Consider the following 14,413-nt stretch of genomic DNA (forward strand, 5'->3'; position numbering starts at 1 on the left):
GGGTAGCCCGTCCGGGATAATGTGGAGGCAATAGACGGACCTGCGGCGCAGCGGCGGGCCGGAAAACAAACGGAGGGGTGTTGGCAAAGCTCGGATCCAAGGACCGGAAGCTGGGGTCCTTGGCGGCGCGACGGCGCAAGCGGGTCCGGCTCCTCCTGTCCGCGGGGCTGGTCCTCGTCGTTGGCGCGGGCGCGGCGGTGTTCGCCGGCCAGCGATTCGACGGCGACTCCTCCGCCGACGCGGCGACCACCACCATGCCGGAGCCGCCGCCGATCCTGCCCGACCCCAAGGTCGCGCCGGTGCCGACGGATGCCCCGGTCCCCGATCCCGCCGCCCTCGCCGCCGCTCTCGGTGCCGCGTTGGCCGACCCAGGTCTCGGCAACTTCACCGGCGCCGTGTCCGACGCGGCGACCGGCACCGTGCTCTGGAGCCAGCGTCCCGAGGTTCCGATGACCCCGGCGTCGACGACCAAGATCGCCACCGCGACGGCGGCGTTGCTCGCGCTGCCCCCGGAGCACCGGGTAGCCACCAGGGTGGTGCAGGGCGCCGTGCCCGGCCAGATCGTGTTGATCGGTGGCGGCGATCCCACCCTCACCGCGCAGCCGGCGGGCCAGCCCGGCTTCTACCCGGGCGCGCCGCGCGTGGAGGATCTGGCCGCCCAGATCCGGGGCGCCGGGGCCCCGGTGGACAGCATCGTGGTGGACACGAGCGCCTACGCCGGGCCGACCATGGCGCAGGGCTGGTTCCCCGCGGACATCGGAGCCGGCTACATCGCGCCCATCGAGTCGCTGATGCTCGACGGAGGGCGACTCAACCCGCTCGAGGACGAGTCGCCCCGCACCGCGACCGCGTCCCTGGACACGGGCCGCGCGCTGGCCGCCGCACTCGGCGTCGACCCCGCCAAGGTCACCCCCGGGATCGCGCCGCCGGGCGCGGCGCCGCTGGCCTCCGTCGAATCCGCCGCCCTGCGTGACCGACTCGCCCAGATGATGGGCCACTCGGACAACGTGCTCGCCGAGGCCATCGGACGGGAGATCGCCATCGCGGTCGGGACCGAACCCTCGTTCGCGGGCGCGGTCACCGCGATCGGCCAGACCCTCGACTCCGCGGGCATCGACACCAACGGGATGACGCTGCACGACGCCAGCGGGCTGTCCGTGGACAACCGCATCCCGGCGCGGCTGCTGGACCAGGCGCTCACCGACGCCGCGGGCGACGCCGACCAGCGGCTGCGGCCGATGCTGGACTACCTGCCGGTGGCCGGGGCCACCGGGACACTGTCCGACCGCTACGCCTCGGGCGATCGACGCGGCGCCGGATGGGTCAGGGCCAAGACCGGGACGCTGTCCAACGCGAGCGCGCTCGTCGGCTACGTCACCGACGTCGACAACCGGGTACTGACCTTCGCGCTGATGTCCAATGACCGACCGCCGGAGGTCAGTCGCCCCGCTCTCGACGCCATCGCGTCTGCCCTGCGATCCTGCGGGTGCCTGTGAGCCGCGAGGCGGCGAACTCTCCACGATCCGGCGGATTCGCCGGCGTCGTCGACTGGGACCTGGCTTCCCGAACCGGGGTGCGGCTGACCAAGCCCGGCCCGAGTACCACCAGATACTCCGCGGAAGCGGCGGTCGCGGAGCTGTCCGCGGCCTCGATCCGTGCGGAGGGACCGGTCAGGGACGTCACCGGCCTGGCCGACGGGCTGCCCGTCCCGGAGGCGCAGGTCGTGGACCGGGCCGGCTGGGTCCGCGCCGCGGCCCGATCGATGGCCAACCTCACCGGGGACGACGCGGTCACCGACCGCGGCCTGCTCGGCGGTGTGCCCGCCGGGTTGCAGGCGGGTGCGATGCTCGCGTTCCTGTCCTCGGCGATCCTCGGCCAGTACGACCCCTTCACCGGCGAGCACGGCACGCTGCTGCTGGTGGCGCCCAACGTGGTCAGCGTCGAGCGGGCGTTGAAGGTGGTGCCGAGCGACTTCCGGATGTGGGTGTGCCTGCACGAGGTCACACATCGGGTCCAGTTCTCCTCCTCGCCCTGGCTGGCCGGTTACATGCGGGACAACGTCGGCGCGATCGGCGAGGGCGGCGACGAGTCCGTCGCCGAGTTGCTCGGCAGGCTCACCACGGTGCTCCGTCAGCGCAGGGGCGACGATGCCGCGCCCGAGGACCGCGGGGTGCTCGGGCTGCTTCGCGCCACCCAGACGGAGTCGCAGCGGGCCGCCCTCGACCGGTTGCTGATGCTCGGCACGCTGCTGGAGGGGCACGCGGACCACGTGATGGATGCGGTCGGGCCCGCGGTCGTCCCGTCGGTGGTGGCGATCCGGCGGGCGTTCGACCGCCGCCGCGCCCGGCAGGTGAACCCGCTGCAACGGCTGGTCCGCGCGCTGCTCGGGATGGACGCCAAGATGGCCCAGTACGTGCGGGGCAAGGCCTTCGTCGACGCCGTCGTCGGCCGGGTCGGGATGGCCGAGTTCAATGCGATCTGGACCGGACCCGACACCCTGCCGCTGCTCGCCGAGATCGACGACCCCGAGAGCTGGATCGCCCGGGTCCTGGCATGAGCCGGCCGCCGTTGCCCGAGGGACCGGCGTTGCTGGAGGTGCGGCACGCCGTCCGGCGCTGGGTCGCCGCGCACGGTGCCGGCACGGGTGTCGCGGTGGCCCTGTCCGGTGGGGCCGACTCGCTGGCGCTGACCGCTGCCGCGGTCGCCGAGGCCGGGCCGGTGCATGCCCTCGTGGTCGACCACCGGCTGCAGGAGGGCTCGGCGGCGGTGGCCGAGCAGGCCGCCGCCCGCGCCCTGGCACTCGGCTGTGCATCGGCGCGGGTGCTGACGGTGAGCGTCGACCGCGACGGCGGGCTGGAGGCCGCCGCCCGCCGCGCCAGGTACGAGGCGCTCGGCGCCGCACGGGCAGACCGGCCGGTCCTGCTCGGGCACACCCTCGACGATCAGGCGGAGACGGTCCTGCTCGGGCTGGCCCGAGGCTCGGGACCGCGCTCGCTCGCCGGCATGCGCGACTTCGACGCGCCATGGGGTCGGCCGCTGCTCATGGTGCGCCGCGGCGTCACGGCCAAGGCCTGCGAGGAGCTCGAGCTCGACCCGTACCGGGATCCGCACAACCGCAGTCCCGAGTTCACCCGGGTGCGGTTGCGCTCGGAGGCGCTGCCGCTGCTCGAACAGATCCTCGGCGGCGGTGTGGCGCAGGCGCTGGCCCGCACCGCCGACCAGCTGCGCGAGGACGGCGAGGTGCTCGATGCGATCGCGGTCCGGGTGCTCGCCGACGCCGGATCGGGCGGGGTCGACACCGCCGATGCGGTGGGCGGGCTCGACGTGGCCGAGCTGGTCGACATCCACCCGGCGGTGCGGCGCAGGGTGCTGCGTCTGTGGCTGCTCGGGAACGGCGCCAGGGACCTGACCGACCGGCAGCTGCGGGCCGCGGACGACCTGATCGGGCGGTGGCGCGGGCAGGGCGGCGTCGCGATCGGCGGGGGTCGCCCGGGAGCCAGGTTGGTGCTGTCGCGGCGGCATGGCAGGCTAACGCTCGGGCTGACAGCGATCGGCCCGGACCGGTGAATGAACAGTTCCGTCCATGACCAGGTCAGTCGAAATGAAGGGATTCGCGCCGTGTACGAAGGCGACATCGCATCGGTGTTGATTTCCGAGGAACAGATCCAGGACAAGATCGCCGAATTGGCCGGGATCATCGCCGAGCGCTATCCGGTCGGCGCACCCGAGGGCGACCTGCTGCTGGTCGGCGTCCTCAAGGGCGCGGTCTTCTTCATGACCGACCTGGCGCGGGCCCTGCCGATCCCGACCCAGATGGAGTTCATGGCGGTGAGCTCCTACGGCTCGTCGACCTCCTCCTCCGGTGTCGTCCGGATCCTCAAGGACCTGGACAAGGACATCGCGGGACGGCACGTGCTGATCGTCGAGGACATCATCGACTCCGGTCTCACGCTTTCCTGGCTGATGCGCAACCTGCGCACCCGCAACCCCGCCTCGCTCGAGGTGGTCACCCTGCTCCGCAAGCCGGACGCCATCAAGGTGGACGTGGAGGTCGCGAACGTCGGCTTCGACATCCCCGACGAGTTCGTCGTCGGCTACGGCCTCGACTACGCCGAGCGGTACCGCGACCTGCCGTACATCGGAACGCTCGAACCCACGGTCTACGGCGGCTGACAGGCCATACTCGTGGCATGTCCACGGATCTGACCGCTGCTGCCATTGCCGCGCAGGTGCGCTCCGGCGCGCTGACCCCCCGCGACGCCGTTCATGCGGCCCTGGCCCGGATCGCCGAGCGGGATCCGGGGCTGGGCGCGTTCGTCACGGTCCGCGCCGAGCAGGCCCTGGCCGAGGCCGACGCGGTCGGAGAGCGCTCCGACCTCGCCGCGCTGCCGCTGGCGGGTGTCCCGATCGCGGTCAAGGACAACGTCCCGGTGGCGGGGCATCCCCTGGGCAACGGCTCGAGGGCGAGTTCCCGCGAGCCCTCGCCCGCGGATCATCCGGTGGTCGCGCGCCTACGTGCGGCCGGCGCGGTCGTTGTCGGTCTCACATCGGTGCCGGAGCTGTGCCTGTGGGGGAGCACCGACACCCCGGACACCGTCACCAGGAACCCGTGGAACCCCGGCCGGACGACCGGCGGTTCCTCCGGTGGTTCGGCGGCCGCGGTCGCGGCCGGGATGGTGCCTGCGGCGCACGGGGCGGACGGGATGGGCTCGATCCGGATCCCCGCCGCCTGCTGCGGGCTGGTCGGCATCAAGCCCGGCCTCGGCGTGGTGCCAGCCGAACTGGGTGTCGACTCCTGGTTCGGGATGGCCGAGAACGGCCCGCTGGCCACGACGGTCGGGGACGCGGCGCTGATGCTGTCGGTGATGGCGGACCGCCCTGAGTTGGCGACCGTCGCCGAGCCCGGTCCGCTGCGGATCGCGGTGGCAACCGGTTCGCCGCTGCCGCTGGTGCGGGTCGATCCGTACTGGCGGGCGGGCGCGGAGAGCGCGGCCGCGGTGCTGGGCGGGGCAGGCCACCACCTCGCGACGGCCCGGCTGCCCTATCCGGCGAACCCGCTGGTGATCTTGGCGCGCTGGATGGGGGGTGCCGCGACCGACGCGACCGGACTCGATCCGGCGTTGCTGCAGCCGCGGACCCGCAGGCACGTCGCCGTCGGACGCGTGCTGACCCGATTCGTCGACCCCGCGCAGGTGCGGAAGGTGGACGCCGCGTTGCGCCGGGTCTTCGCCGACTCCGACGTGGTGATCACCCCGACGCTTGCCCGGTTCCCGATCGAGGCGCTGCGCTGGAGCGAGAAGTCCTGGCTGTCCAACCTCGCGGCCAACATCCGCTATGCCCCGTTCCCGTCGCTGTGGAACCTGGTCGGCTGGCCCGCGGCGAGCGTGCCGGTGGGGATCCATCCGGAGTCGGGCACCCCGCTTGGCGTGCAGATCGCGGCCCCGCCCGGCGGGGAGGCGCTGATCCTGTCGGTGGCGGCGCAGCTGGAGCGCCTGCGGCCGTGGGAGCGTACGGCGCCGAGCTGACGGCGCGGCGTCAGCCCACGCCGAGGGCCGTCAGCAGCACCAGGACGACGGTGACGACAGCGAAGGTCCCGTGGCCGGCGACGGCGGCCACCGGGAAGTGTTTCTCCGGCGCGCCGTTCGGGGCCGAGCCCGGCGCCGAAGCCCCGCCGTTCCCCGCGCTCACCCCGGCCGCGCGGTAGACGGGGATCCAGCGGATCAGCATCGTGAAACCGAGGAGCGCAACCGGGAGCAGCAGCACGAAGGCTGTCCACGCGAGGGCGTCCTCGTCGACGACGAGATACACGATCCAGACGACCAACCCGATCACGGCAAGAAGGAAATGCCCGAAGATCACGGCGGGCGGGAAATGGCTCGTCCGTGGTTGCCGCACACCGCCTTTGGCGATCCAGGTCGCGAGTAGGTAGAAGCCTCCTGCGGCCGTCAGTAGCCAGGTCACGAGAGCTGCGATACCCATGTCATCTCCTATGCGGGGGTGGACGGATCGGGTCTATGGGTGCCGGTCGAGTCGGGAACGGTGCTCGAATGCGTCGGCCTGGGTCGCTTCGTCCGCGACCCGCACCCCGTCGCGGAAGACGAGCCGGCCGCCGAGATAGCCCGCGGCGGCCAACCCGGCCAGCGACACCGCGGAAAGCGCGAGCTGGCCGATGTCCACCGCGTCCGGGGTTCCGTGGTCGGCGTGGCGCCACACGAAGTTCACCGCATACGAGGCGGTGACCGCGAGGTTCAGCGACATGTGCGTCACACCGGTTCGGAATGCCGGGGTCCCCGTGGGGATGGCCATCAGGTCGAGGAATCCGATCGTCGCCGCGGCCAGCGCGCCGAGCACGCCGATCGCGATGAGCCACAGCGACCCCTTGGTCAGGAAGCCCGGATCCCCGACGATTCGGGAAGAGACGTCGAACACCAGGCTGCTGACCCACGCACCGATCGGCACCGTCACCAGGATCGGGTGGAAAGGATGCCCGTACGGCCCCGCGAGTACCGCGCTCACCGGGCGCTTTCCGTGATCTGCTTGCTCAGACATGCATTCACCGACCCACTGGTCTGCAGGTTCACCTATCAGCCTGTTCCTCGCTCACCCGTCGGTCAAGACGCGAGGCCGAGGGAATCTCGGCTACGACCTCACGGCTGCGCCGGTCATGTGGACCGGGTCGCCGGCTCGTGCGAGACGACCCGCTCCAGCGCGCGCAGGTCCTTCTCCAACTGCCGGAACAGCCAGTACACGACGATGAAGGCGGCGATGGCCCCGACACACAGCACCCGGACGGCCACGATCACGGACGTGATCTCGTCGGAGGACAGGAAGGTCACCCCGGCCACCCCGACCAGCGGCACCGAGGCGGCCAGCGCCAGGTAACGGACGCTGCGCCTGCTGAGCCCGCGCAGTTTGCGGGCGTCGTCGCTGCTGGTGATCCCCTGCGGCAGCATCATCGGATAGATGCACCGCATCAGGTAGAAGGTCACCAGGAAGAACGGGTACGCGACCGCGATCGCCCCGCACACGATCAGCGAGCCGATGAAATGTATGTAGGCGTCCCGCGGTATCTCACCCGCGACGGCCTGCAGGGAGATCGGATACGCGATTCCGGCCACCGACCACATCCCGAAGACGACGAGCACGGTCCGGTCGGCCAGCAGCAGGGTGTCGCTTCGAGCCTTCGCCAGCGTCTGTTTGTCATACGTCCGGCCTTTGCGCAGCCCACGCGGCATCCGCATCGGATAGCGGCTCAGGTACAGCACCACCACGATGCCGATCGGGAACGCGATGCTGTTGATCACGGTCTGGACCTGCTCGAACTTCTGCTGGGCCTCCAGTGACAGGTTGCTGACGATCAGCGATTTGTTGTGGTGGTAGTTGTAGACGCTCGCCAGCACGTTCGGGACCAGCACCGCCAGCACGGTGATCGGGACCACCAGGCGTCGCAGCCGCATCCGCCAGCTCCGCGGATCGGGGTCGACGAGGTCCCGGGCCCGCGGGTCCAGACACAGTTCGAACTGCTGGGCCAGCTCTGCACCCGTCGACCACCGGCGGCTCGGGTCCGGTGCGAGGCAGGTCAGCAGCACCCGCTTCATGGCGGCGGGGCAGTCGGAGGGCAGCTGGGCCTGCGCCTCCGCGTCGACGCCGCGCTCGCGGACCGCCAGCATCCGTTCCAGCGACTTCTCCGACTGGCCGCCCGCCTCGGAGTCGTCGAAGGGGCGCGTGCCCGTGAGCAACTCCCACAGCATCACCCCGAGCCCGAAGATGTCGCTGCGGGTGTCGAGGTCGCTCGCCGTGCCCGGCAGGCCCGGATGGCAGGCCTCGAGTTGTTCGGGCGACATGTAGGCCAGGGACCCGCCGAAATACGCGACGGGGCTCGTGCCGGCCACGGTGTCGCTGAAGCTGATGTTGAAGTCGGCGAGCTTCGGCACCCCGTCGGCGGTGAGCAGCACGTTCGCCGGTTTGATGTCGCGGTGCAGCACGCCGTGTTTGCCCGCGTAGTCCAGTGCCTCCGCCAGTCGGCGGCCCAGCCACGCGACGGTCTCCGGCCAGCTCAGGGATGCGATCTCGGGCCGGACGCTGGAATCGGCAGGCCGGATCTCGCCCTTGGCCTCGAGCGCATCGTCGATCACGTCCAACAGGAGCTCTCCGCTGCGGTCCTCGGGCGGTATCGCCTGGACCCGCCGCAGCACCCCGAGCAGGGTGCCCCCGGGCACGTACTGCATGTAGAGCAGTTTCAGCTTGTGTTCGTCGAGGACCCGCTGGTCGAAGACCCGGACGATGTAGTCGTGGTCCAGCTGGGCCAGGGTCTGCGGTTCGGTGCCGTGGTCGTGGGACATCTTCACCGCGACCAGGCGTTGCATCGAGAGTTGGCGGGCGAGGAAGACCCGGGCGAACGCGCCCCGTCCCAGACCCATCAACAGGTCGAAGTCGTCCACCCGCTGGCCGACGTCGATGTCGTCGAGCGCCGTCTCCGCGGCGGGCTTCGCGATCAGCGTGGACTTCTCGTCGCCGGGAATCGGCGATTGCTCGATCACGTGGGACTCCTCCGGAAAGTCCCGCGAGTAGTCGCTGGCCTCCACGGTGAGCCCGCTCTGGCGCCGCAGGCGGAACTCCTCATCGATCAGCTCGGGCGGCAGCGGCTCGGACTTCAGCTCGGGGAACTCCTCGCGATAGGCGGCGAGTCTCTTGGGCTTGTCGTAATCGAGCCATCGGTATCGCAGGTCGACCCTGATCAGTTCGATCAACGAGCCGCGCCGCTGGTCCGCCCGCTCGTCGGGGAGGTAGTCCGCGAGATTCGGGGGAGTGCCGGTCGTCTCCCACTGGGCCGTGAAACGGGCGACCGGGGACTGCGCCGCGACCGTCGAGTCCAGCGATGACTGCGCCGCGACCGTCGAGTCCAGCGATGACTGCGCCGCGACCGTCGAGTCCGGCGAGGATTGCGCCGCGACCGTAGGGTCCGGTGCTGGTCGAATGGTCCGTTTCGTCACGAAAACCTCGGACTGTCTCGTGCGCCTGCGGCGCTCGATGTCGTGAGGGAAGCCCCTCGTCAGGATAGCGCCGCTGGGGTGTGAGCGCGGAGGCTCAATGCGGGACCGGGTTCGCCCGACACCACTCGTTCGAGTGCGTGCAGGTCCTGCTCGAGCTGCCGGAACATCCAGTAGGCCCCGACGAACGCGACGATCGCTCCCAGGCAGAGCACCCGGATCGGCACGACGACCGCCCCCAGCTCGTCGACGGGCAGGAACGTCGCCCCGGCGATCCCCACCAACGGGATGGAGGCGGCGACGGCCAGGTAGCGGGTACTGCGCCGCTCCAGCCCCCGCAGCAGCCCGGCGTCGATGCCGCTGATGATGCCCGGCGGCAGCAGCACCGGGTACACGCAGCGCACGACGTAGAAGGTCACCAGGAAGAACGGGTAGGCCACCGCGATGGCGCCGCACACCACGGTAGAGGCGAGGAAGTGCAGGTACGCCCCCGGCTGGATCGATCCGCCGGCGACATGCAGCAGGATCAGGTTGACGGCGGTCGCGACCCACCAGGCCGCGAAGAAGAGGACCACCACCCGGTCGCCGAGCAGCAGGGCGTCGGTCCGGGCCCGGCCGAGGGTCCTGGCGTCGAAGACACGGCCGCGCGCCAACGCCCGCGACACCCGGATGGGGCGCCTGCACAGGGAGGCCAGCAGCACCGCCATCAGCGGGAAGGTGATCACGGTGATGACCAGCTGGATCTGCCCGAAATGGTCCTGCGCCGCCAGGGACAGCTTGCTGACGATCAGCGTGCGGTTGTGCGTGTAGTTGTAGAGGCCGGCCAAAGCGTTGGGCACAAGGATCCCGGCCACGATGATCGGTACCGCCCACGGGCGCAGCCGCAGCCGCCAGCTGCCGGGCGGCGGATCGACCAGGTCGCGGGCTTGCGGATCCAGGCACAGCTCGAATTGCTGGGCCAGATCCGCGCCCGTCGGCCAGCGGTCCCGCGGGTCGGGTTCGAGGCAGGTCAGCAGTACGCGGCGCAGGGTGGCCGGGCAGTCGGGCGGCAGCTCGGCCTGGATCTGCGGGTCGATCCGATGTCTGCGCAGATCCAGCATGGTGCCGAGCGAGGCGTCCGACTCGTCGGCGTCGATCGCGTCGCGGAAGGGCCGTTTGCCGGTCAGCAGCTCCCACAGCATGACGCCGAGCGCGAAGATGTCGCTGCGGGTATCGAGGTCGGCGGCGGTCCCGGGCTTGTTCGGGTGCCGCGCAGCCAGTTGCTCCGGCGACATGTAGGCCAGCGAGCCGCCGAAGTACGCGACCGGACTCATGCCGTCGAGGCGGTTGCTGAAGCTGATGTTGAAATCCGTGAGTTTGGGGACACCCTCCGCGGTGAGCAGCACGTTCGCCGGCTTGATGTCGCGGTGGATCACGCCGTGCCTGCTCGCGTGGTCGAGCGCCTCGGCGAGGCGCCTGCCCAGCCAGGCGATCGTCTCCGGCCAGGACAGGGCGGCGATCTCGGCCCGCACGCTGGAGTCGGTCGGCCTGATCTCGCCCTTGGCCTCGAGCTCGCTGTCGATCGCGTCGAGCAGCACCTGGCCACCTCGTGGCTCCTGCGGGGCCTTCCGGATCCGGCGCAACACGGCGAGCAGGGTGCCGCCGGGGACGTACTGCATGTAGAGCAGCTTCACCCCGAGGCCCTCGAGTTGGCGTTGGTCGAAGACCCGGACGATGTAGTCGTGGTCGAGCTGGGCCATCGTCTGCGGTTCGGTGCCGTGGTCTCGCGAGATCTTCACCGCGACCAGCCGGTGCATCGAGCGTTGCCGGGCGAGGAAGACCCGGGCGAACGCGCCGCGACCGAGCCTCATGAGCAGGTCGAAGTCGTCGATGCGTTGTCCGACGTCGACATCGATGTCGCCGACCGCCTCGCTCGGACCGAGCGACGATGAGCGTTCGTCGTCGATCCGTTCGGGGGACAGGATGCGCGGGTAGGAATCACCCGTCGAGTCCGCCGCGACCGTCGCCTCGGGCGTCGACCGAACGGTCGGGTCCATCAGCGACTGACCGCCTTCTTGTAGCGATGGATCGCGAACGGCACGAACACCACGAGAATCCCGACGATCCAGGCGAGGGAGGCCACCACCGGGTTCTGCAGGGGCCACACGTCCGGTACCACGAGTGCGGGGTTGGTGTTGCCGAACAGTTCGCGGACCGCCTGCGTCACCGCCGAGACGGGGTTCCACTCGGCGATGACCTTGAGCACCGGGGGCAGATTCGTGGTGGGGACGAAGGTGTTCGCGATGAACGAGAGCGGGAAGATCACCATGAAGCTGGCGTTGCTGTACACCTCCGGCGTGCGGATCCACAGCCCCACCACGGCCATCACCCAGGACAGGGCGTAGGCGAACAGCAGCAGCAGCACGTAGGCGGCCGCGGCCTCGAGCACGGAGGTGTGGATCCGCCAGCCCACCGCCAGTCCGGCCAGCGACATCACGACCAGGCTCACGACGTTGATCAACACGTCGCTGGTGGTGCGCCCGACGAGCACCGCGGACTGGGCCATCGGCAGCGACCGGAACCGGTCGATGAACCCCTTCTGGATGTCCTCGGCGAGCCCGAGCCCGGTCCAGGTGGCGCCGAAGATGACCGACTGGGTGAAGATGCCCGCGATCAGGAACTCCTTGTACGACATCCCCGGCACCTCGATGGAGCTGCCGAAGACGTACGCGAACAGCAACACGAACATGATCGGCGACAGCGTCGTGAAGATCAGCAGGTCCGGCACCCGCCTGATCTTGATGACGTTGCGCTTGGCGATCGTCGCCCCGTCGCGGACCGCCATCTCCAGCCCGTTCACGACGCACGCTCCCGATGCCGACCTTCGCTGCTCTGGTTGCCGACATCGGCCTTGTCGGCTCCGTTCCCGGCCTGCTCGGCCTGGTGGCCGGTCAGCGCGAGGAACACGTCGTCGAGGGTGGGTCTGCGCAGGGCGACGTCGGTGACCGTCACGTTCCGTCCCGCCAGGCTCCCAAGGGCGGCGACGAGGGCGCTGGACCCGTCGGCCACCGGAACGGTGATCCGGCGCGCGTGCTGATCCACCTGGATCTCACCGTCGGCCAGCGCGGTCAGTGCCGCCCGCGCGTCATCGAGGCTGGCGCCCGGGTCGAGGGCGAGCTCGATCCGCTCCCCGCCGACCTGGTCCTTGAGCTCGTCCGAGGTGCCTCTCGCGATCACCCTGCCGTGGTCGACCACGGCGATGGAGTCGGCAAGCCGGTCCGCCTCGTCCATGTACTGGCTGGTGAGCAGCAGCGTGGTGCCGCCAGAGACGAGTTCGTCGATGACGTCCCATAGGCCGAGTCGCGCCCTGGGATCGAGCCCGGTCGTCGGCTCGTCGAGGAACAGCACCGGCGGGTTCGCGACCAGCGCCCCGGCCAGGTCGAGGCGGCGGCGCATACCGCCGGAATACCCCTTGACCGGGCGGTCGGCGGCGTCAACGAGGTCGAACTGATCGAGCAGCTCGCGCGCCCGGTCCCTGCTGAACTTGGTGCCGAGGTGGTACAGGCGCCCGACCATCTCCAGGTTCTCGAAGCCGGTCAGGTACTCGTCCACCGCCGCGTACTGGCCGGATGCACCGATCCGGGAGCGAAGGTCCTTGGCGTCGGCGACCACGTCCAGTCCGTCGACGGTCGCGTGCCCCTCGTCGGGTTCGAGCAGTGTCGTGAACACGCGCACCGCCGTCGTCTTCCCGGCACCGTTCGGTCCGAGTAGCGCGAGGACGGTGGCCTCGGGTACCGCGAGGTCGAGCCCGTCGAGGGCGACCACCTTGCCGTACCGCTTGACCAGTCCCTCGGCCACGATTGCATCAGCCATGCCTACCTCCGCGTGACGTGGATGGTTGGGGCTTGCCCTGCAACGATCGCACTCCGGTCCGGTGGCAGCAACCGTTTTCGCTCCATACGCGGGTCTTGGGAACCTGCCATGGGGTGGTCGATCCCAACCCCTGGGTCCCTGGCGACGCGTGCCGTGAGGCCGGAGGATCGAGTGAACCAACCAGGTGAGGCGGTTATCGCGTATGTCCAACCCTTCGGTGGAGACCCTGTCCACCGGCGCCCGACTCGAATTCACCGCTGCCGCGATCGCGGCCGGGGTGCGCTCGGGTGCGCTGTCGCCGATCGACGCGGTCGAGGACGCGTTGAGGCGGATCTCAGAACGTGATCCCGAGCTGGACTCGTTCGTGATCGTGCGTGGCGAGCAGGCGCGTGCGGAGGCCGCGGCCCTCGCCGGGCGGCCGGACCTGTCGGCGTTGCCCTTGGCGGGCGTGCCCATCGCGATCAAGGACAACATCCCGATCCTGGGGCATCCGCTGGGGAACGGATCCGCGACCACCGTTGCGGAGGCCTCGACCGAGAACCATCCCGTGCTCGATCGGTTGCGCCGGGCGGGTGCGGTTCCGGTGGCCATGACCAGGCTGTCCGAACTGTGTGTGTGGCCGTCGACCGATTCGCACGATTCGATCGTCAAGAACCCGTGGAACCACGAGCTGACGGCGGGTGGGTCATCCGGCGGCGCGGGCGCCTCGGTGGCCGCGGGGATGGTGCCGGTGGCACACGGATCGGATTGTCTCGGCTCGATCCGGATCCCGGCCGCCGCCTGCGGGTTGGTGGGCATCAAACCCGGCAGCGGCCTTGTGCCTCGCGAGCTGGGTGAGAACTGGTTCGGGATGGCGGAGAACGGTCCGCTGACGACGACCGTCGAGGACTCCGCGTTGCTGTTGTCGGTGATGGCGGACCGCCCGGAGTTGGCGGAGCTCGCCGATCCGGGGCGGCTGCGCGTCGCGGTGGCAGCAGGCTCGCCGAGCCCGCTGACGCCAGTGGACCGGCACTGGCGGGCCGGGGCAGAGCGCACCGCACAGGTGCTCGGCGAGACCGGGCACACGGTCATGCCCGCGAAGCTGCCTTACCCGAGGAGCCCGATTCCGTTGGTGTCGCGCTGGACTGCGGGCACGGCCGCCTACGCCGAGGGGCTCGACCACACGTTGCTGCAAGCGCGAACCCGGACGCACATCGCGGTCGGGCACGCCATGCGCAGGCTCGTCCGGGCTCGGCAGGTGGACAAGATGGAGGCCGCGATGTGGGCGTTCTTCGCGGATTTCGACGTGGTGCTGACCCCGACGCTGGCCAGGCCGCCGATGGCGGCGCACGGCTGGAGCGATCGGTCCTGGCCGTCGAACGTCATGGCGGCCGTGCGTTTCGCGCCTTTCACCCCGGTCTGGAACCTGATCGGCTGGCCGGCCGTGACCGTGCCGGTGGGAATGCACCCCGAGTCCGGCACCCCGCTGGGTGTGCAGATCGCGGCGCCGCCGGGCGGGGAGGCGCGGATCCTCGCGCTGGCCGCGCAGCTGCAGGCGCTGCAGCCCTGGCCGCAGGTCGCGGCCGTGTGAG

General features: G+C 70.6%; 12 protein-coding genes. 6 read left to right on the forward strand and 6 right to left on the reverse strand.

The genetic code is table 11. The features are described from left to right. The first annotated feature begins 77 nt into the window (after window positions 1-77). From dacB to C8K38_RS18625, 5 genes are read left to right on the forward strand one after another with little or no spacing between them, the layout of a single operon-like run. On the forward strand, window positions 78-1,496 hold the full coding sequence (dacB, locus tag C8K38_RS18605) for a D-alanyl-D-alanine carboxypeptidase/D-alanyl-D-alanine endopeptidase (RefSeq protein ID WP_097212900.1): 1,419 nt from the start codon (window positions 78-80) through the stop codon (window positions 1,494-1,496). Next, on the forward strand, window positions 1,481-2,557 hold the full coding sequence (locus C8K38_RS18610) for a zinc-dependent metalloprotease (RefSeq protein ID WP_373560275.1): 1,077 nt from the start codon (window positions 1,481-1,483) through the stop codon (window positions 2,555-2,557). Before dacB ends, C8K38_RS18610 begins: the two co-directional genes overlap by 16 nt. After that, on the forward strand, window positions 2,554-3,567 hold the full coding sequence (tilS, locus tag C8K38_RS18615; RefSeq protein WP_097212902.1) for a tRNA lysidine(34) synthetase TilS: 1,014 nt from the start codon (window positions 2,554-2,556) through the stop codon (window positions 3,565-3,567). The genes C8K38_RS18610 and tilS overlap by 4 nt, the downstream gene beginning before the upstream one ends. 51 nt (window positions 3,568-3,618) lie before the next feature. Beyond that, window positions 3,619-4,173, forward strand: coding sequence for a hypoxanthine phosphoribosyltransferase (gene hpt, locus C8K38_RS18620; RefSeq protein WP_097212903.1), 555 nt, complete (start codon window positions 3,619-3,621; stop codon window positions 4,171-4,173). Between the two features lie 17 nt (window positions 4,174-4,190). Continuing rightward, window positions 4,191-5,525 carry an amidase gene (locus tag C8K38_RS18625; protein WP_097212904.1) on the forward strand — a complete coding sequence of 445 codons (1,335 nt, stop codon included), beginning with the start codon at window positions 4,191-4,193 and terminating at the stop codon, window positions 5,523-5,525. Window positions 5,526-5,535: 10 nt separating this feature from the next. Here the strand turns inward: C8K38_RS18625 and C8K38_RS18630 are convergent, their stop codons facing one another. The 6 genes from C8K38_RS18630 to C8K38_RS18655 form a co-directional block, all read right to left on the reverse strand. After that, window positions 5,536-5,979, reverse strand: a complete 444-nt coding sequence (locus C8K38_RS18630; RefSeq protein WP_097212905.1) for a hypothetical protein — start codon at window positions 5,977-5,979, stop codon at window positions 5,536-5,538. Window positions 5,980-6,012: 33 nt separating this feature from the next. Then, the gene (locus C8K38_RS18635; protein ID WP_097212906.1) at window positions 6,013-6,549 is read right to left on the reverse strand and encodes a DUF2231 domain-containing protein; all 537 of its coding nucleotides are present in this window, start codon (window positions 6,547-6,549) and stop codon (window positions 6,013-6,015) included. A gap of 113 nt (window positions 6,550-6,662) precedes the next feature. Then, window positions 6,663-8,993, reverse strand: a complete 2,331-nt coding sequence (locus tag C8K38_RS18640; protein WP_373560273.1) for a serine/threonine-protein kinase — start codon at window positions 8,991-8,993, stop codon at window positions 6,663-6,665. 59 nt (window positions 8,994-9,052) lie between these two features. Next, window positions 9,053-11,026, reverse strand: a complete 1,974-nt coding sequence (locus C8K38_RS18645; RefSeq protein WP_097212907.1) for a serine/threonine-protein kinase — start codon at window positions 11,024-11,026, stop codon at window positions 9,053-9,055. After that, window positions 11,026-11,814: an ABC transporter permease gene (locus tag C8K38_RS18650; protein ID WP_097212985.1), complete on the reverse strand. Its 789-nt coding sequence runs from the start codon at window positions 11,812-11,814 to the stop codon at window positions 11,026-11,028. Before C8K38_RS18650 ends, C8K38_RS18645 begins: the two co-directional genes overlap by 1 nt. Before the next feature lie 11 nt (window positions 11,815-11,825). Further along, window positions 11,826-12,842, reverse strand: a complete 1,017-nt coding sequence (locus tag C8K38_RS18655; RefSeq protein ID WP_097212908.1) for an ATP-binding cassette domain-containing protein — start codon at window positions 12,840-12,842, stop codon at window positions 11,826-11,828. 202 nt (window positions 12,843-13,044) lie between these two features. On the opposite strand from C8K38_RS18655, the gene C8K38_RS18660 reads away from it, so the two are divergent. Then, window positions 13,045-14,412, forward strand: coding sequence for an amidase (locus tag C8K38_RS18660; RefSeq protein ID WP_097212909.1), 1,368 nt, complete (start codon window positions 13,045-13,047; stop codon window positions 14,410-14,412). Window position 14,413 lies beyond the last annotated feature (1 nt).

This window comes from Rhodococcus sp. OK611 (assembly GCF_003050885.1).
Taxonomy (GTDB): domain Bacteria; phylum Actinomycetota; class Actinomycetes; order Mycobacteriales; family Mycobacteriaceae; genus Rhodococcus_G; species Rhodococcus_G oryzae.

Coding starts and splice junctions, on each gene's coding strand:
- C8K38_RS18645 (WP_097212907.1), bottom strand. CDS start 11,026: ATGGACCCGACCGTTCGGTCGACGCCCGAGGCGACGGTCGCGGCGGAC.
- C8K38_RS18650 (WP_097212985.1), bottom strand. CDS start 11,814: ATGGCGGTCCGCGACGGGGCGACGATCGCCAAGCGCAACGTCATCAAG.
- C8K38_RS18655 (WP_097212908.1), bottom strand. CDS start 12,842: ATGGCTGATGCAATCGTGGCCGAGGGACTGGTCAAGCGGTACGGCAAG.
- C8K38_RS18630 (WP_097212905.1), bottom strand. CDS start 5,979: ATGGGTATCGCAGCTCTCGTGACCTGGCTACTGACGGCCGCAGGAGGC.
- C8K38_RS18635 (WP_097212906.1), bottom strand. CDS start 6,549: ATGTCTGAGCAAGCAGATCACGGAAAGCGCCCGGTGAGCGCGGTACTC.
- tilS (WP_097212902.1), top strand. CDS start 2,554: ATGAGCCGGCCGCCGTTGCCCGAGGGACCGGCGTTGCTGGAGGTGCGG.
- C8K38_RS18660 (WP_097212909.1), top strand. CDS start 13,045: ATGTCCAACCCTTCGGTGGAGACCCTGTCCACCGGCGCCCGACTCGAA.
- C8K38_RS18625 (WP_097212904.1), top strand. CDS start 4,191: ATGTCCACGGATCTGACCGCTGCTGCCATTGCCGCGCAGGTGCGCTCC.